This is a genomic window from Gemmatimonadales bacterium, from assembly GCA_035502185.1.
In the GTDB taxonomy this organism is placed as follows: domain Bacteria; phylum Gemmatimonadota; class Gemmatimonadetes; order Gemmatimonadales; family JACORV01; genus Fen-1245.
In genome coordinates this window covers 1-18,295 of sequence record DATJUT010000065.1, presented here as the reverse complement: position 1 = coordinate 18,295, position 18,295 = coordinate 1, and the positions used below count along the sequence as shown (strand labels likewise).

The following is an 18,295-nucleotide window of genomic DNA, read 5'->3' as shown; positions in this document are numbered from 1 at the left end:
ACCTTCGACCTGCAGCCCACAACCTATCTCACTCAGGCAACCTGCCCTTCAACGCCGCCTCGGTGAACGGTCCCTTCTCCGCCAGCAACCGCCTCGCCGCATCCACCTGCCCCCACGTGCTCCACAGCAGCACGCCGCGCACGCGGCCGCCGTCCAGGTAGTACACGACGCCTTCGCGGAACGGGGTCTTCCAGTCGCTCGCCGTCTGGAGGCGCGCGTCGAGCGTGCCGACGGCCTCGTAGCCGAGGTCGAACAGGTCGGAGTAGAAGAACGGCAGGTGCGTGTACGGGCCGTCGTCGGCGCCCGCCATCGCGCGGCCGGCGTGGCGGCCCATGGTGAGCGCGGCGTCCTCGTGCTCGACGCGCACCCGCCGGCCGAGCGCGGGGCTGGGGAACGCGGCGACGTCGCCCGCGGCCCAGACGTCCGGGGCCCCGGTCCGCAGCCGCTCGTCCACCACGACGCCGTTGTCGGTGGCGAGGCCGGCGCTCTCGGCGATCTCCACGTTGGGCTCGACGCCGAGGCCCGCCACCACCACGTCGGCCGCGATGTCGGCGCCGGTCAGCGTGCGCACCGCGAACGAGCGGCCGCGCTTGACCAGGCCGATGACCGACTGGCCGTTGGCGACCGTCACGCCCCGCTCGGCGTAGTAGTCGTTGAGGAACCGCGCGAGGTCGAGCGGGAACAGCCGCGCCCCGATGCCGGGGTCGGAGAACAGCATCGTGACCTTGCACCCGGCGCCGGTCAGCGCCGCGGCGATCTCGGCGCCGATGAACCCGCCGCCGATGACGGCGAATCGCCGCTTCCGGTCCGCCGCCTCCCGCACCAGGCGATAGTCGGCGAGGGTGCGGAAGTAGACGACCTGCTCGCCGCCGGCCACCAGGCGCCGGGGCCGCGCCCCGGTCGCGAGCAGCAGCTTCCGGTACCCGTAGGTCGCCCCGCGGTGGTCGGTGACCTGCCGCGCCGCGGGATCGAGCTTCACCACGCGCTTGCCGAGCTGCAGGGTGACGCCGGCGTCGGCGGTCTTCCGCCACACGCTTTCGAGCGCCTCGCCCTTCCACAGGCCCTTGGTCAGCGGAGGCCGGCCGTACGGGGGGTCGGGCTCCTCGGTCAGCAGGCCGATGTCGCGCTCCGCATCCACCTCGCGGATCCCGCGCGCGGCCGCGTCGGCCGTCATCCCGCCGCCGATGATGAGGTAGTGATAATCCGGCATCGAGCCTCGAGGCAGGGCGTTGGTGGGTGGTAGGTGGTGGGTCGTGGTCACCACCACCTACAACCTACCACCGGCCGCGGCAGTCGTGTTACCTACTGCACGATCACCGTGCCGTGCATCCCCGCGCCGGGCGAGCCGTGGATCGAGCAGTGGTACTGGTAGGTTCCGGCGCTGTCGAACCTCACCGAGAAGCCGGCCCCGGCGCCGATGTTCCCGGAGCTGAACGCGGCCCCCGGCCCCGAGTCCTTGGTGACGGTGTGGGCGAACCCGTCCTGGTTCACCCACTGCACCGTCGTCCCCACGCTCACCGTCCGGGTCGCGGGGACGAAGGCGACGTTCTGCATGAAGACCTGGTCGGCCCCGGGCATGCCGTTGCTGTTGCCGCTGCCGCCGCCGCTTCCGTACCCGGTGCTCGAGCTGCACGCCACCAGCGAGCCCAGCAGGGCGAATCCCAGCAGGAGACTCCGACGCATAGCGCCTCCGTTGTGGTGGTCGGCGGGTAGACCGCCCGCGCGCGAACCGTTGGCTCGGCCCCGCACGTCCCGTCCGGGGACGCCGTCCACCCGCACGGCCGGCGGAGCCACCGGCGAGCGCCGCGCTGGCCGCGGCGACGCCGGGGAATGTATTACTAGTACTCGCTAGTGATAGAGACGTTCCGGCGGTGCGGCGGCGGATTCACGCGCGGCGGCGGCGGTGCGGCGGTGCCCGGCGATGGTGATGGGCGTCACGGGAACGGGAGGCTCACCGCCGACCACTGACGACTGGTGGTACCCCGGGGCGCCTCTCAGGTCACGAGCCGGGGGTTGGGGTTTGGGGATCCGGGACGGGGCGCCCCAACCCCCAAGCCCCAAACCCAACCCCCGGCTTCTACACCCTGTACAAATAGCTCAGCTTGACGAAGAAGCCGTCGCCGACCCGTGCCAGGTTCCGGAACCGGAAGGCGGCGGGGTCGTCGAGGCTGCTGCCGTAGCCCGCGTAGACCACGGTGCCGGGCGTGGGATGGTAGGAGAACAGCCAGTCCACCCGGAAGGCGTTGCCGGCGGAGGGCGCGCTGCGGGTGAAGGTCCCGGTGGCCGGGTCCCGGACCAGGATGGCGCCGCCGGTGCGGGAGTCGTCGCGCAGGGCGTCCACCTGCGTGGCGGTGTACTGGCCCACCAGCCTGAGGAAGATCGGCCGCGACAGCTGGTACTCGAGCTTGAGGCGCGGCACCCGCGTGAGCGCCACGGTGCTGCCGCCGTCGCGCCGGACGATCTGCTGATGATCGTAGATCAGCTCGGTGCGGAGCTGCTCGGTGGGCCGCCACGAGAGGTCGAGGGTGCCGACGATGATCCGCCCCGAGGCCCACTCGTAGAAGTTCTCGTCGTGCCCGAGGAGCAGGTACGCCGAAAGGGAGAAGCTCTGGAACCGCGGCGTCTGCAGGTTCACGCCGTAGTCGAGGTTGCCGATCCGCGCCTGGCCGGTGAACGGCACGGTGTCCACCACCGGCGGCCCGCCGCCGGCCGCGGGCGTCACCCGCTCGACCCAGTAGCTCGCGTACAGCTGGTTCGGGTACCCGAACGACTCGAACAGCACCGACGCCCCCACCTGCCAGCCGCCCTTGAGCGTGAAGCCGGTGTTGACGTGGAACTGGCGGGTGTCGGGCGGGTCGCCCCGCGAGAACAGCCGGTAGTCGTCCCAGGTGCCGGCGGTATAGATGTTCCCCGCGAAGCTCTCGAGCCACGACCCGGGCGCGCCGGCCACGGTGTAGGTGGGGCTGAACGCGACCTGCGCCACGCCGGGACGCGAGATGAACCCGCTCGAGGCGCGGAAGTCGTCGCCGATGCCGGAGGCGGAGAGATTGAAGCTCAGGCGCCGCCCCGAGCGCACCAGCGCGGCGTACCAGATGGGCGCATAGGACGTGGGGCCGCTGTCGCGGGTGGCGCTGCCGCCGCCCTGGAAGGTGAGGGCGTAGGCGTCGCCCAGCACCAGCCGCCCGTCCACGGCCGCCACCCGGTTGAAGGCCGGGCCGTCCACCCGGTCGGTGTAGACGAGCCCGAGGGCGCTCTTCCCGCCCAGGTCCTGCTTCAGGCGCAGGGCGTTCATCACCGGGTGGTCCGTCCCCGTGGCCGAGGCGTCGCTGCCGTCCACGCCCGAGAGGAAGGCCACCGACGTCCCGCCCACTTTCCCGGTGAGCTTCGCGGCGCCGTCCGGATCGACCAGCTGGCGGGTGTAGATGAGCTGGAACGGCGACGCGAACATCTCCAGCCCGTCGAGGAAGAACGGCCGCTTCTCCGGGTAGTAGAGCGACTGGCGCGGGTCGAACTGGATCTGCGGCACGTCGGATTCGACCTGCGAGAAGTCGGGGCGCACCGTGCCGTTGAGCGTGAGGTTGGCCGTGACGCCCCAGCGCGCGGTGGCGCCGACCCGGGGATCGCCGCCGCCGTAGTGCCAGCCGCCCGGCTGCTGGGCGCCGGTCAGGGTGCTGGTGACCTCGGGCGTCACGTCGAGCACGAGGCCGCGCCTCAGGTCGGTGAGCCCGGTCAGCGTCCCGCCCTGCCCGAGGAACGACGCATCGGTCTGCAGCACGCGGGTCCAGGTGTGCTGGTGGCCGGTGGCCTGCACCACGCGGATGATGTTGACGCCCCAGTCCTGCGGCTCGCGCGCCTGGTAGCGCAGCGTCTTGAAGGGGATGCGCAGCTCCACCTCGTAGCCCCACGCCGTCTGCCGGCCCTTGGACTCGAAGACGTAGTCGGGGCTGAGGTCGAGCGTGTAGGCGCCCGTCACGGCCGAGGAGATGAAGTTGATGGTCTGGCGGGCGGCGTCGCGCAGCGTGCCGTCGGCCTGCACGCCCAGGGGGTTCACGCCGAACACCAGCGCCTGGCGCCGGTCGTTGAAGGTGTCGAGCAGGATCTCGACGTAGTCGTCGCCCGTGATCTTGTCGCGGTCGGCCAGGGTCGCCCGCACGCTGGCGGAGTCCTGGTAGGCGCGGATGCCGAAGTAGATCGCCGTCGCCGAGTACCAGACCAGCACCTCGGTCGAGTCGTCCGCCGGCCGGTTGTCGTTGGGCAGGTACTGGGAGAAGTCGCGCAGCACCGCGGCCCGCGCCCACACCGGCTCGTCGAGGCGGCCGTCCACGACGTCCTCGGCGTCGGCGACGCGCGGGATCGAGACCTGGGTCGGCGATGGGGCCGCGGCGGCCGCAGGCGCCGGAGCCGCGACGGCCGGCGACGCCGGGCCCTCCGGAGCCGTCTGTGCCACCAGCAGAGCCACGAGGAGCGGCAGCATGGGTCGTCCGGGTGTCGGGGTGTCTGGGCGCGGACCAACTACCTACGGAGAGGCTCCGGCCGGGTTTCGCGCCGTCCCACGGTCGCCTGCAGGGCGGCGACCCGAAGGACGCGCATGACGCCTCCTCGACCCCTTCGGGCGGGTGCCTGCAGCACTGGCCGTGATGAACTGAGTCGGAAGGGCTGACGACCGGTCTGCGTTCTCGCGTCTGGCGGCTGGCAACCACTCGCAACTTGCCGTCTGGCAACTACCCCGCGCACTCGGGACTCAGCGCTGGGAACTCAGAGAATCAGCCGGTCTCCCACCACGCCACCTCGCCGAGGTGGTGGCAGCGCGTACAGGTCACCATCGGCTGCTGCTCGAAGACCCGCACCCGGTGCGCGCAGGCGGGGCAGACCGCGTAGACCCGCTCGATCTGCGCCCCCCGCTCGTTCAGCACGGTGCTCTGGGTCTGGCGCGAGCGCACCACGACCGTGAAGGCGTCAGGCCGGACGGGCCGGATCTCGAGGTACTTCCGCACGATGGCGACGCGCCGGCCGCGGATCTCGATCACGGCGCGGTCGCCCGACGTCTCGCCCACCACGGGATACCACGCCCCGGCGCGGGGCGATGGCCGCGCGAACGGGCGCGCCGTGGCCCACACGCGGGCCCAGCCCTGGGGCTTGGTGATGCCGGGTCCGGTCACGCAGACATTCTAGCAGTCGAGGTGGGCGGATGCGAGTGGACCGGGCACGCTCACCGCTCGCGGCTCCGCTGTCCTACGGCCCCGGGTCCCGCATGGCCGAAGCCCGTTTCAGGGAGACGATCTCTCCACCGGATACGTCAGCTGGCTCCACTCGGCCATGCTTCCGTCGTACAGCCGGACGTCCGGAAAGCCGAGGTAGCGCGCCACGAAATAGTCGTGACTCGCCTGCATCCCCGTGCGGCAGTACGCGACCACGGTCCGCACGGCCGGGCGGAGCGCGCCGGCCGGTCCCCACTGCTCCGCGACCAGCGTGGCTGCGGGCTTGAGGACCGGGTCGTTCGCGGAAACGAGGGAGTTCATCCAGAACAGGCTCCGCGCGCCCGGCAGGTGGCCGCTGCGCGCGTCGGCCGCGGCGCCCGCGTACTGGTCGGGCGGCCGCGCATCCACCAGCAGGACCGCGGAGTCGCCCAGGTGGGCCCGCACCCACGCCGCGGAGACGACCCCTTCGGTGCGCCACTGCCACTCGAACGGCCGCGCCGGCGGCACGCCGGCCGCCGTCTCCACCGCGCGATGCTCCGCCCTCCACCTGGCGAAGCCCCCGTCCAGGATCGCCGCCCGCGCGCTCTGGCCCAGCAGGTCGAGCGCCACCCAGGTCCGCGCGGCCAGGAGCCCGGGATCGTCGCCGTAGATCACGATGCGCGCCCGGTCGCCGACGCCGAGGTCGCGGAAGGTGGCGGCGAGCTGCTCGGGCGCCGGGAACTCGTTCGGCACGCCCCCCACCGTGGTGGCGACGGCCGACACCGGGAGGAACCGGGCGCCCGGCACGTGGCCGAGGCGGTACAGCGAGTCGGTGTGCCCCACCGCCAGCACCACCACGGCCGGCCCGCCGAGGTGGTCGGCCAGCCAGGTCGTGGACACCAGATACTCGGGATGGGGGCGCCGGCCCGCGGCCCCGCGATCGGGAGCCTGGGCGGCGAGCGGTGGTGCGACGGCGACTGTGGCGAGGAGAGCGGCGGCGAGTGTGCGCATGGCGACAGCCGGGTTGCAGGTTGTGGGCAGGAGGCTGGGGGGTCCCGTCCACAACCTACCACCGACAACCTGCAACCCACTACTCAGTCGCCGTACCGGTCGTACACCCGCTGGAAGTCCGGCATCGTCGGCTCGTTCTCGCCGCGGCTCACGCGGATGTGGATCACCAGGCGCTCGCCGTGCTTCTTCACCTCGTAGCCCTCGGTCAGCATGGCGCCGCTCTCGAGCTCGCGACTCACCTCGAAGCGGTTCTTGTGCCAGCGGCCGCTGATCCGGACCCGCGTGCCGCCGAGCGCGTCCGGCGCCGGGACGTCGCGCCCGTCGAAGTACAGCGTGTACGACACGCTGTCCCGCGGGCTGATGGTGAGGGTGCTGTCGGTCTGGGTGATCACCAGCCGCCGGGCCGGCCGGCGGAAGGTGCTGTCGGTCTCCTCGCCGCCGTTCCCCTGCCCTCGCGCCGAGCCGCCACCGCCTCCGCCACCTCCGCCGCCTCCGCCGCCCCCGCGGCCGCGGCCGCCGCCGAACCCTCCCCGCCCTCCGAAGCCGCCGCCGAAGCCCCCGCCTCTTCCCCGGCCGCCGCTGTAGCCGCCCCCGCCACCCATGCGGCCCGGCTGGTCGCTGTCCTCGGGGTTGTAGGTCCAGGTGCCCTGGAGGCTGACGCCCTGCGGCGCCGGCTCGACGGTCTGGGGCGTGAGATCGTATTCCTTCGGCTGGTGCGCGCAGGCGGCGAGCACGAACGGGATGGCGAGGCCGAGGGAGGTCAGCTTGGGCATCGAGAACCAGGGGTTAGGGTGTAGGCTGTGACGCGACCTATTAGACCCTCCCTTGCCCAGGATGTTTCGTCCCCACCTTCTGGTCGCAGGCCGGCAAGCGACGAGCCCCGCGAGTGGCTTCGCGGGGCTCGCCACGGCGGCATCGCCGGGCCCGGCCGCCTTCGGGCCGGCCGTTCGCCGGCTACGACGCCAGCGCCCTCGCCGGGGGCGGGGGCTTCTTGTGGTGGGCCACGATCACGCTGCGGCCCAGCGACACCCCGGAGCCCGCCACCGCCCCGACGTCACCCCCGAAGTAGGCCTCCTCGCCGTGGTCGGAGATGTCGAGGCCGGTGATCTCGTCGTGCACGCCGGCGCGGACGTCCATCGTCAGGTACAGCAGGCCGAAGATGGCCGCGGTGCCCACCGCCGAGATCGCGACCGCGGCCAGCACCGCGAGGGCCTGGACGCCGAGCTGGGCGAGGTTCCCCGCCAGCACGCCGTCGGCGCCGCCCGGGTTGATCGCGCGGGAGGCGAACACGCCGGTCAGCAGCGCGCCCGTCATGCCCGCCATCCCGTGGCACGAGAAGACGTCGAGCGAATCGTCGAGCCGGGTGCGCGAGCGGACCTGCATGGCGGCGTAGCTCACGCCGGCCCCCAGCACGCCGATGGCCAGGGCCGCCGGCGCGCTGACGTAGCCGGCCGCGGGCGTGATGGCCACCAGGCCGGCGACCGCGCCCGTGGCGGCGCCCACCGCGGTCGCCTTGCCGAGCCGCAGGGTGTCGAGCGCCGCCCAGGTCACGAGCGCCGCGGCGGCGGCGGCGTTGGTGTTGACGAACGCCAGGGTGGCGATGCCGTTGGCGGCGAGCGCGGAGCCGGCGTTGAAGCCGAACCAGCCGAACCACAGCAGGCCGGCGCCGAGCAGCACCAGCGGGACGCTGTGCGGCGCGAGCGGCGTGCGGCGGAAGTCCTGCCGCGGGCCCAGGAGCCGCGCCACGACCAGCGCCGAGACGCCGGCGCTGATGTGGACCACCGTGCCGCCCGCGAAGTCCAGCGCGCCGCGCGTGGCGAGCCACCCGCCCTGGCCCCACACCCAGTGGGCCAGCGGGTCGTAGACCAGGAACGACCACAGCACCAGGAACGCCACGTAGGCGCGGAACCGCATCCGCTCGACGATCGCGCCCGAGATCAGCGCCGGCGTGATGATCGCGAACATGCCCTGGAACAGCGCGTGCGCCTGGTGCGGGATCGTGGCGGCGTACGCGGGCGCCGGCGCCACGCCGACGCCGCGGAACAGCGCCCACCCGAGACCGCCGAGCCAGCCGCTGCCGGGGGCGAACGCGAGGGAGTAGCCGGCGACGACCCACTGCACGCCCACCACGCCGAGCGCGACCACGCTCATCATCATCGTGTTGAGCGAGTTCTTGGGGCGCACCAGCCCGCCGTAGAAGAAGGCGAGGCCCACCGTCATCAGCAGGACCAGCGCGCTCGACATCAGCACCCAGGCGGTGTCGCCGGCGGAGAGCGCCGCCGCCGCGGCGCCCGCCGCCGCCGCCTGTGAGATCATGCGACTGCTTTCTCCCCGGAGAGCGCGACTTCGTTGTTCAGCAGGGCGGCGCGCTGCACCTCGTCGGCGTTCACCGCCGTCAGCGCGTCGTTGTTCTCCTCGCCGGTGCGGATCCGGATCACCCGCTCGATGGGCTGGACGAAGATCTTCCCGTCCCCGACCTCGCCGGTGCGCGCCGACGACACGATCGCGTCGATGGTGGCCTGGACGAACGGCTCCGACACCACCATCTCGATCCGCACCTTCTCGTGGAACTCCATCGCGAAGGTGGTGCCGCGGTACTGGCTCAACACCGCCAGCTCCCCGCCGTGGCCGACGACGCGGCTCAGGGTGATGCCGGTGACCCCGGCACGGTAGAGCGCCGCCTTCACCTCGGGGAGGCGCTCGGGACGCACGATCGTGGTGATGAGTTTCATGGAGGCACGCTAGGCCATCTTGTGCACTTTGTCAAGATTCTACTAGACAAAATACAGCAAAGGCGACTCATCTTAGGTGATTTGTGTCACGCTTCGCGCGAAATGCACAGTAATGTGCAAACAAAGTGCAGAACTGCGGGCGCGCGCCGGCCGCCGGCCGTCTACTGGTCGCCGCGCACCACCCGCGTCGGCACCAGCGGCGCCCGCACCGCCCGCCACACCGGGAACTCGCGCACGCCGCTCGATCCGTACACCAGCCCCGAGTAGGTCCCGAACTCGCTGGCGAGCAGGCGATCGAGCAGGCCCCACCGCGCGACCCCCCAGCCCTCCGGCTCCAGCAGGGCGAACACCAGCCGGCCCAGGGGCTGCGCGGTCGGCACGAACAGGGTGCCGGCGGGCACGGTGCGGGCGGCGCGCCGGTAGTGCCCGGTCACGGCGAGCAGGTGATGGCCCTGGAACTCGCCCGGCTGCCAGGTCAGCTGGTCGATCGCGAGGGTCTCGACGGTGTCGGCCCAGTCGGCCGCCAGGCGCTCGACCCGGATGCCGTGGAGCCGCAACAGGCGCGGCACCTCGCCCGCGCCCGGCGGCAGGAAGTAGCCGGCCGGCAGGGGCCGGCTCACCGAGTCCACGAACCGGTCCCTGACCGGGATGCGCACCGTGCGGTACTGCCCGGTGGGGGCGAGCCGGGGCCGCCCGCGCGGCGTGGTGTCGCCGGTGGCCTGCAGGACCTCGAGCACCACGGGCTCGGTGTCGCGGGCGACCATCGTGTACTGCACGGCGAGGTCGGGACGGGGCAGCGCCCCCGCGCCCTCCAGCGTCGTGGCGCGGTCGGCCTCGCGCTCGAGGCGCCGCATCTCGTCCGCGTGCGCGGCGGCGTACTCGAGGATCGCGACCAGGAGGTCGTGGGTCACGCGGACGCGGGTCCGGAAGTCGGCGTGCGAGTACGCCTCCGACAGAATCGCCATCCGCCCGCGCAGCCCGACGTAGTTGGTGCCGTACCAGCCGAGCGGCGCGTAGGTGTCCCAGCTCTTCGGCTCGACGGGGTCATCGACGTCGCCGTAGACGAAGAGGGGCTCGTGGTAGCGGGCTGCGAGCGTGCGCTGCAGGGCGGGCAGCATCTGATCGCGCACGTAGCGGGTCGGCCCGGCCGGGCCGATCGGCTCCAGGGGCGGCGCGTAGGTCAGCAGGTAGCCGTGCCGGGTGCCGTCGGTCGTGTGGCAGTCCACCATCAGCGCCGGGTCCCAGGTGTCGTAGATCCGCGCCAGGGACGCGCGCGTCTCGGGGCCCTCCGCCTTGAAGTAGTCGCGGTTGAGGTCGAGGTTGAGCCCGTCGGCCCGCTGGCCCACGAGCACCGGGCCGGCCTGCTCGGAGCGGTTCACGGCCACCGGGGCGAACGCGTCGTTGCCGTCGGGGTTGTAGTCGGGCGCCGCGAGGACCACCAGCGTCTGCAGCAGGTCGCGGCGCGTCGTGGCCAGCTCCCGCAGCAGGATCAGGATCGCTTCCTTCCCCTCCACTTCACCCGCGTGGATGTTGCCCTGCAGGTAGACCACCAGCTTGCCCGCCGCCGCCGCCTCGGCCGGCGAGGTGACCGCGGGCTCCGCGGCGACGGCGAGGTAGAGCGGCCGCCCGTACGCGGTGCGGCCCATCTCCTCCACCGCGAGCGGAGCGCCGGCGCGCTGGAGGCTGTCGAGGAACGCGCCGACCTCGGCGCTGGTGGACGTGGAGTCGAAGTTCGAGCGCTCGGCAACCGTGCGCGGCCAGGTCTGGCCGATCAACGGCGCGGGCGCGAGCAGGGCGAGCGCGAGCAGCGCGCGGACGGAAACGGGCATCGGGAACCTGGGGGATATGGAGTCGGCCAATCTACGCACGACGAGGTGGCCGGGAGAAGTGTGCGGGGTGCGGAACAGCTGCGAGACGCACAGCTGCGAGTGGTTACGAGACGTGAGTTCCTGGTCCACGGTTCTGGGCCGGCCTCGGGTCCCCACGGGGCCGGGCGGCCATCCCCTGCCGCGCGGGGACCCCGCCTTCCCCGGCCCCGGACGCTCGCCCGGCAACGGCCCTGCTGCCTCCCGACTCACTTCTCGCAACCACTCGCAACCCGGCGTCTCGCAACTCGCCCGCGCACTGCCTCCTCCTTCCTGTTCTCCGGTATATTGACGCAGCCCGATGAAGCCCATCCCCCTCGTCCTGTTGATCGCCGCCGTGGCGGCGCCGCTCGCCGCCCAGTGCCCCGACGGCACGCCGGCGCCGTGCCGCGCGCCGGCGCGCGCGCCCGCCTCCAACAGCATCGCCGTGCTCTACTTCGACAATCTCTCGCGCGACACGGCGGACGCGTACCTGGCCGAGGGGCTCACCGAGGAGCTGATCACGCGGCTGGGGGACATTCCGCGGCTCACGGTGAAGTCCCGCTACGCGGTCCGCCGCTACCGGACCGACAAGGACGTGGATCCGGCGTCGCTCGGCCGAGTCCTCGCCGTGACGTACCTGGTGACCGGCAGCGTGCAGCGGGCCGGCACCGAGCTCAGGGTGCGCTGCGAGCTGGCGCGTGCCACCACGGGCAACCGCGTGTGGGGTCAGGAGTACGAGCGCGGCGACGGCGACATCCTGGCGATCACGACCGACATCGCGCGCCGCGTGGCGAGCGGCGTGGCGGGCCAGCTCCTGCCCGGCGAGCGCACGGCGCTGACCGCCCGGCCGACCGACAACCGGGACGCGTTCGAGCACCTGGTGCACGGCAACGTGCTCCTGGCGCAGCGCACGCCGGCGTCGGTGCAGCGGGCGATCGGCGAGTACCAGGCGGCGGCGCGCCTCGATCCGCGCCTGGTCTCGGCGTGGGCCCGGATCGGGCTCGGCTACGCGATCTGGCTGGACTGGGGCTGGAGCGACGACGGCCTGGTGCCGCCCGACAGCTTCCTCGCCAACGGGATCGCCGCCGCCTCACGCGCGCTCGCCCTCGACTCGCTCAGCTCCGACGCGTGGCTGGCCTGGGGCTACCTGCAGATCTTCGCGCATCCGCGCGACCTGGCGGGCGCCGAACCGGCGATGCGCCGGGCGGTGGCCCTCGACCCGCGCAACGCCGAGGCGTGGTCCCAGCTCGGCGATCTGCTCACCTACATGCAGCGCGATTCGGAGGTGCCGGAGCTGCTCCGCCACGCCCTGGCGATCGAGCCGGGGCGGCCCATCTCCCTGGTGAACCTGTCGGGCTCCGAGCCGCCGCGGCGGGGCCTCGCGCTGCTGGACAGCGCGCTGGCCATCGACCCCGCGTTCTACAACGCCTATCTCACGCGCGCGGGCGTGAGGCTGACGCTGGGCGACACGGCCGGCGCGCGGGCCGATGCCGCGACCTTCACGCGGCTCGCGCCACCGGGCACGGCATGGATCGCGCGCGCGAGCACCCTCGACGCCCCGATGGCCTTCGGCGACACGGCCAGGTCCGCGGCCGATGCGCGGCAGATGCTGGCCGCCCTGCCCCCGACGGGCCGCATCGCCATCCGGATCGGCACGCCGCTCGCCCGCACACTCTACGTCGCGGCGCACGACACGGCCGACGCGATCGCCGTCGGCGAGCGCATGCAGCCGGGGGCACTGCTGTGGCGGTTCGGGCTCAAGGACGTGGACACCGGCGAACCCGGGCTGCCGCCGCGCATCCGGGCGCTGGTCGAGGCGTCGCGGCCTCCCTGGGCCAAGCCCGCACGCTAGACGAGGAGCCGGGAGGCGGGATTCAGGTCAGTGGCGAGACGGCAAGCTGCGAGTGGTCGACCGCTCGGTACTGGGCGTCTTACAACTCCCCTGCAATCTCCTAACCGACCACCGCTCTCTTGGTGGGCTCCCACACGGCATTCACCTCGCCCCGCAGCGCGCGCAGCCAGGCGTCGAGCGCGGCGACGATCCCCGAGACCACGTAGGCGGGCACCGAGACGATCCTCGGCGCGTCCCGCCCCTCCGGCCACCACCACCCCACCGCGGCCAACAGCAGCGGCAGCACGCACACCGCGGCGAGCAGCCAGGAGTGGAGCCCCGCCGCCAGCAGCAGCCACCCGACGGCCGCCAGCACGAGTCCCCAGGGCGCCAGCCAGCGCACCAGCTTGTGGCTCGCCAGCATCCACGCGAACGCGCCGTAGCGCAGCGGATTGAGGAGCGCGCGCTTGTACCACAGCGTCTCGAGCCCGCGCACCAGGGTGCGCACCTTGCGGCGGTACTCGCCGTGCAGCGAGCGGATGCGCGGCACGAAGCACGCGGCCTCGTCGACCGACACGGCGCGGAAGCCGTGCTCACGCGCGATGAGGGCGCAGGCGAAGTCGCGGCTGAGGGCCGGGGGGAAATCGGTCACGTGCAGCGGCTTGCGGATGGCGTAGAAGCAGCCCGACGCGCCGACGATCGAGCCCACCCGCGTCTCGAGGCCGCGCACCCACATCTCGTAGCCCACGTAGCCCGACTCGCCGACGTTGAGGTCGGCGTCGAGCTGCGCGACGCTGAGGTCGCGCCCCGAGGCCACGCCGACCGTCGGATCGGCGAACTGCGCGATCAGCGGCTTCAGCGCCCCGGGCGCGATGCGCACCGAGGCGTCGGTGTTGACCACGATGTCGCCCGTGAGGTGCGCCCGGGCCAGGTTCTCCGCCGCGATCTTGCCGCCCCGCACCGGGGTGCGCAGCAGCTCCACGCCGCGGCCCGCGTAGCCGCGCACGATCTCGTCGGTGCGGTCGGTCGAGCCGTCGGACACCACCAGGATCTGGCGCCGGCCGGGATACTCGGTGGCCAGGATCGCGTCGAGGGTGGCCGCGATGGCCCGTTCCTCGTTGTAGGCCGGGACGGTGATGCTGATGGAAGGCCACTCGGCGGGCTCGCGCGCCGCCGCCGGCCGCGTGCGCACCAGGCTCAGCAGCTTGAGGACGATCGGGTAACCGAAGTACGCGTAGCCGGCGGTGCACAGGCCGAGCGCCAGGAGGACGATCGCCGCGGTCATGGCACCCGGTAGCTGGCCCCGTCGAGGAGGACCTCGAGGATGCGGTCGGCCGTGTGGCCGTCCCAGCGCTCGATCGGCCGCGCGGCGCCGCGCCGGGCCTCCAGCGCCGCCGTCGCGGCCGCCAGGATCGCGCCGCGCTCCGCCTTCACCAGGCGGTTGGTGCCCTCGGTGCAGGTGATCGGCCGCTCGGTCGAGGGCCGCACCGTGAGGCACGGCACGCCCAGGAACGTGGTCTCCTCCTGCAGCCCGCCGGAGTCCGTGACGACCAGGGCCGACTGCTCCACGAGCCCGAGCGTGTCGAGGTACGGGATCGGGTCGAGGAGCTTCAGCGCCGCTCCCGGCGGCGCCGTCCAGCCCATGTCGGCGATGCGCGCGCGGGTCCTGGGGTGCACCGGGAAGACGACCGGCAGCCGCGCGGCCAGCTCGCCCAGGGTGTCCAGGATCTCGCGCAGCGTGGCGGGCGCGTCCACGTTGTTGGGCCGGTGCAGCGTCACGAACGCGAACCGGCGGCCGTCCACCCCGACGCGCCGCGCCGCGCCGTTCTCGCGGGCCCGCGGCAGCGACGCCACCAGGGTGTCGATCATGATGTTGCCCACCAGGTGCACCCGCTCGCCGGGGACGCCCTCGGCGCGGAGGTTGTCGTTGGCGTCGCGCGAGGGCGTCAGCAGCCAGTCGGCGAGCCGGTCGGTGACCACGCGGTTGATCTCTTCGGGCATCGTCCAGTCGCGGCTGCGGAGCCCCGCCTCGACGTGGGCCACCTTGATGCCGAGCTTGGCGGCGACCAGCGCGGCCGCGACGGTCGAGTTCACGTCGCCGTAGACGAGGACGGCGTCGGGCTTGTCGGCGAGGACCACCGGCTCGAAGCGCTGCATGATCAGCGCGGTCTGCGCGGCGTGGGAGCCGGAGCCGACCTCGAGGTTGTGGTCGGGCCGCGGGATGCCCAGCTCGGCGAAGAACGCGTCCGACATTTCCGCGTCGTAGTGCTGGCCGGTGTGGACGATGACGTGACGGAGCCCCGGGCGCCGCGCCGCGGCGCGCGCCACGGGCGCGAGCTTCATGAAGTTGGGACGCGCTCCCACCACCGAGAGCAGCGTGCCAGGCGCGCGGCCCACGAACGACGTCCTACTTCACGAGCTGATAGAGGGCGTAGAACGAGATCGGAATCTGCAGCGCGTAGATGAGGAGCTGCGCCGTCTGCCCCGGGTTGGGCGGCGCAATGACCGGCACCACGATGGCATCTCCCGCCTGAAGGTCCAGGGCGCCGATGGTCCGGCGCTCCTGCATCGCCACCTGCAGCGAATCGGGCGACCACAGCACGTCGTGCCCCCGCTCGACGAACGCCTTGGCCAGGCTCGAGCCGACCGCGAGGCCGCCGGCCGCGGTGATGGCGTCGGCCACCAGCGCGTCGCGCGGCAGCGCGTAGAAGCCGGCCCGCACCACGCCGCCGGTGACGGCGATGCGGGTCAGCAGCTCCACCCGCACGACGGCCTGGTGGTACACGCTGTCCACGGCGATCGTGAGGCGATCCACCAGCTCGGAGCGCAGCACGCCCTGGAGGGGCACCGGCCCCACGACCGGCAGCACCAGCGCCGGTCCCTGCGCCACCGTGAAGCTGTCCGACAGGTCCTTCTGCTCCGAAACCCACAGCCGCAGGCGGTCGCCCACCCGCATGTCCCCGTCCCGGAGGCGGGTCTGGATCTCGTCCACGTCGCCCCTGGCCTCCGCCCGCAGCTCCGGGCTGTAGGCGGGGGACGCGGCGGCGGCCTGGTAGCGCGCCAGCACCTGCACTAGCGCCTGGCGGGTGATGCCGGGATCGCGATAGTCCCAGGGATCGGGCTGCTGCGCCGCCGCGGGCCGCGCCGCAAGGACGAGGCCGAGGGCCAGGCAGGCGCCGAGCGCCGGCCGGCGGAAGCTCACGGGGGCCGTCACGAGCCGCTCCCCTTCCCCGGCAGCGCCCGCAGCACGCTGTCGGCGCCGCTCTCCTCCGAGGTCTCGTAGCCGGGCAGGTACGAGTAGTGGTAGTAGTGCTCGTAGCCCTGGCCGGGCCGCACGTCGTTGAGGACCGCGCCCAGCACCCGGATCGGCAGGCGGCTCACGGCGCCCAGCTTGGCCAGGGCGAACTCCCGGTCGGTCACGCCGGTGCGCAACACCAGCACCAGGTTGCCGGTGAGCGTGCCGACGACCAGGGGATCGACCCCGGCGCCGAGCGGCGCGCAGTCCACGATGATGACCCCGTACTGGTTCCTGAGGCCGATCAGCAGCTGCGACATGGCGGCCGAGGCCAGCAGCTCCGGGCCGGCGTTCTTGCGGGTGCCGCAGGCGATGAAGTCCACGCCGTCGATGGACGTCTTCTGGACGATGTCCTCGCGCGAGGCCTGCCCGCCGAGGTGGTCGATCAGGCCCGGCTTGCGCGGCCGCTCGAACACCCGGTGGAGGCTGCCGCGGCGGATGTCGCCGTCGATGACCATCGTGCGGTGGCCGGCGTCGGCGAACGAGACGGCCAGGTTCGAGGCGAGGAACGACTTGCCGTCGCCGCCCGCGGGGCTGGAGATCACGATCACCAGCGGGCCGGCGGAGCCGTAGGCGTGCTGGAGGTTGAGCCGGATCGAGCGCAGCGCCTCGACCACCTGCGCCTGCGTCTCGGCGCCGGCCAGGCGGTTGCCGTTCCGCAGCCGCGGAATGGCGCCCAGGATCGGCAGGCCCATCCCGTCGGTGACCTGCTCCGGGTAGCGCAGCCGGCGGTCGAGCCGGTCGAGGAACAGCGCCAGCACCACCGAGCCGCCGAGCCCGCCGACGATGCCCAGCAGCAGCAGCATCTTGGCGCGGCTCGCCAGCGCCTTCTCGGGCGGCACGGCGCGGTCCAGGATCCGCACCTCGGGGATGCTGCTCACCTCCGCCAGCCGCGCCTCCTCGTAGCGCTGCTGCAGCGTGGTGTAGAGGTTCTCGGCGATCGAGACGTCGCGCCGCAGCCGCGCCTCCTCGATGGCGCGCTGCGGGATCTGCTGCAGCTCGTGCGACGCCGAGCCGATCCGCGAGTCGTCGTCCCGCACCCGCGCCCCCAGCTGGACCGCGAGCTTCTGCGCCAGCTCCGGCACCGAGTGCCGCTGCAGGTCGGCGATCTCCGCGTTGAGGCGCTGCAGCGGCGGGTACACGCTGCCGAACTGCAGCCGCATCGCGCGGGCCTCGGCTTCCTTGGTGGCGAGCTGGGTCAGCGCGGTCGACAGCTCGGCCGAGTTGCGCACCGACGGGATCACCTCGAGCTGCATCGCCGCGACCTCGGAGTCGCGCTGCGACATCGCCGCCAGGATGTTCTGGCGGTCGCGCTCGAGCTGGTCCCGCTCGACCCGCATCTCGAAGAACGACCGGAACACCGGGTCGCGGGTCTCCTGCAGGCCGGGCGTGACCGGCGACGCCTGCTCGGAGGGCAGCGTGATGGTGTGGACGCGGAAGGTCTCGAGCGCGCCCTCGGCGCGCCGCAGGTCGGTGTACGACGAGGTGAGCTGCTCGTTGAGGATCTTGCTCAGCTCCGAGAGCTTCTGCCGCTTCAGCTCCGCCGCCACCTCGACGAACCGGTCCGCCACCGCGTTCAGCGTCGTCGCCGTCGCGTTGGGGCTCGGGCCCATCAGCTGCAGCTTGAGGAAGCTGCCCTGCTGCGGCAGGATGGCCTGCAGCTCGTCCCGCAGCGTCAGCGCCGCATCGCGCGGGTCCCGCACGCGGAAGTGGATCTGCCGGCCCGGCCACAGGTCCCGGGCCGTGGGCACCCACTCGAGGCCCTCGGCGTTGCCCACCGAGTCGCCGACGGCGCCGCGCTGAACCACCCGCTCGGCCGCCGACAGCGTGAAGGTGCGCCCGTCCTTCGAGACGTCCAGGCGGTAGTCCGCCGGGGCGAAGGCCGACTTGAGCTGGAGCGTCGAGAACACCGCCCGGTCGGCCGGCTGCTTGGTCACGAGATAGAAGCGCTGCTGCCGGACCACCTCGTCCAGCACCACGAACGACTGCAGCAGGTCCACCCACGACGACCACTGCAGCAGGTTCGCGGACTGGATCGGGCCCGTGTTCTGCGCGCCGCTCGACGTGGGCACCTGGATCCACAGCGTGGCCTGCGCCTGGTACACCGGGGGCTGCATGTGGCTGAGGACGAAACCGGCCCCGGTGCCGGCCATGGTGATCAGGATGATCAGCCACTTCCGCCGCACCAGCGCGGCGGCGAGACGGCGCACGTCGAGCGGCTGCTCCTCGTCGGGCGGCGTGCGCGACGCCAGGTCGACCCACGGGCCCGGAGGCATCGCCCCCACTGGCACGGGCAGGGAGCGGGAAGACTCGGGCTGCTCGGGAACGCTGTCGTTCACGCTGTGACCACCCAGACTCGGTTGAAATCCATGTCGGGACTTTGGGCCTAATCTAGTACCCCG

Annotated in this window: 14 protein-coding genes; 1 reads left to right on the top strand and 13 read right to left on the bottom strand. The window is 72.8% G+C overall.

Going from position 1 to position 18,295, the window contains the following annotated elements:
- Positions 1-28 precede the first annotated feature (28 nt).
- The 9 genes from VMF70_08835 to VMF70_08795 form a co-directional block, all read right to left on the bottom strand.
- The gene (locus tag VMF70_08835; GenBank protein HTT68121.1) at positions 29-1,261 is read right to left on the bottom strand and encodes an FAD-dependent oxidoreductase; all 1,233 of its coding nucleotides are present in this window, start codon (positions 1,259-1,261) and stop codon (positions 29-31) included.
- Between the two features lie 41 nt (positions 1,262-1,302).
- Positions 1,303-1,683, bottom strand: a complete 381-nt coding sequence (locus VMF70_08830) for a plastocyanin/azurin family copper-binding protein (GenBank protein HTT68120.1) — start codon at positions 1,681-1,683, stop codon at positions 1,303-1,305.
- 394 nt (positions 1,684-2,077) lie between these two features.
- On the bottom strand, positions 2,078-4,474 hold the full coding sequence (locus tag VMF70_08825; protein ID HTT68119.1) for a DUF5916 domain-containing protein: 2,397 nt from the start codon (positions 4,472-4,474) through the stop codon (positions 2,078-2,080).
- A gap of 289 nt (positions 4,475-4,763) precedes the next feature.
- Positions 4,764-5,159 (bottom strand): hypothetical protein, encoded by a 396-nt coding sequence (locus VMF70_08820; GenBank protein ID HTT68118.1) that lies wholly within the window; start codon positions 5,157-5,159, stop codon positions 4,764-4,766.
- Positions 5,160-5,267: 108 nt separating this feature from the next.
- Positions 5,268-6,077 carry a rhodanese-like domain-containing protein gene (locus VMF70_08815; protein ID HTT68117.1) on the bottom strand — a complete coding sequence of 270 codons (810 nt, stop codon included), beginning with the start codon at positions 6,075-6,077 and terminating at the stop codon, positions 5,268-5,270.
- Positions 6,078-6,271: 194 nt separating this feature from the next.
- Positions 6,272-6,961, bottom strand: coding sequence for a hypothetical protein (locus VMF70_08810; protein HTT68116.1), 690 nt, complete (start codon positions 6,959-6,961; stop codon positions 6,272-6,274).
- Positions 6,962-7,142: 181 nt separating this feature from the next.
- The gene (locus tag VMF70_08805; protein ID HTT68115.1) at positions 7,143-8,504 is read right to left on the bottom strand and encodes an ammonium transporter; all 1,362 of its coding nucleotides are present in this window, start codon (positions 8,502-8,504) and stop codon (positions 7,143-7,145) included.
- Positions 8,501-8,920, bottom strand: a complete 420-nt coding sequence (locus VMF70_08800) for a P-II family nitrogen regulator (GenBank protein ID HTT68114.1) — start codon at positions 8,918-8,920, stop codon at positions 8,501-8,503. The genes VMF70_08805 and VMF70_08800 overlap by 4 nt, the downstream gene beginning before the upstream one ends.
- Positions 8,921-9,081: 161 nt before the next feature.
- Complete coding sequence (locus tag VMF70_08795; GenBank protein ID HTT68113.1) at positions 9,082-10,749, bottom strand: M14 family metallopeptidase; 1,668 nt, start codon at positions 10,747-10,749, stop codon at positions 9,082-9,084.
- 337 nt (positions 10,750-11,086) lie between these two features.
- Here VMF70_08795 and VMF70_08790 point away from each other — a divergent pair, with 337 nt between their 5' ends.
- On the top strand, positions 11,087-12,619 hold the full coding sequence (locus VMF70_08790; protein ID HTT68112.1) for a hypothetical protein: 1,533 nt from the start codon (positions 11,087-11,089) through the stop codon (positions 12,617-12,619).
- Between the two features lie 100 nt (positions 12,620-12,719).
- On the opposite strand, the gene VMF70_08785 is transcribed toward VMF70_08790, so the two are convergent.
- The 4 genes from VMF70_08785 to VMF70_08770 are packed head-to-tail and all read right to left on the bottom strand — an operon-like array spanning position 12,720 to position 18,232.
- Positions 12,720-13,883: a glycosyltransferase gene (locus VMF70_08785; GenBank protein HTT68111.1), complete on the bottom strand. Its 1,164-nt coding sequence runs from the start codon at positions 13,881-13,883 to the stop codon at positions 12,720-12,722.
- Positions 13,880-14,995, bottom strand: coding sequence for a UDP-N-acetylglucosamine 2-epimerase (non-hydrolyzing) (wecB, locus tag VMF70_08780; protein HTT68110.1), 1,116 nt, complete (start codon positions 14,993-14,995; stop codon positions 13,880-13,882). The genes VMF70_08785 and wecB overlap by 4 nt, the downstream gene beginning before the upstream one ends.
- Before the next feature lie 10 nt (positions 14,996-15,005).
- A complete protein-coding gene (locus VMF70_08775) occupies positions 15,006-15,812 on the bottom strand; it encodes a polysaccharide biosynthesis/export family protein (GenBank protein HTT68109.1) in 807 nt (268 codons plus the stop codon).
- Positions 15,809-18,232, bottom strand: a complete 2,424-nt coding sequence (locus VMF70_08770; protein ID HTT68108.1) for a polysaccharide biosynthesis tyrosine autokinase — start codon at positions 18,230-18,232, stop codon at positions 15,809-15,811. Before VMF70_08770 ends, VMF70_08775 begins: the two co-directional genes overlap by 4 nt.
- Positions 18,233-18,295 lie beyond the last annotated feature (63 nt).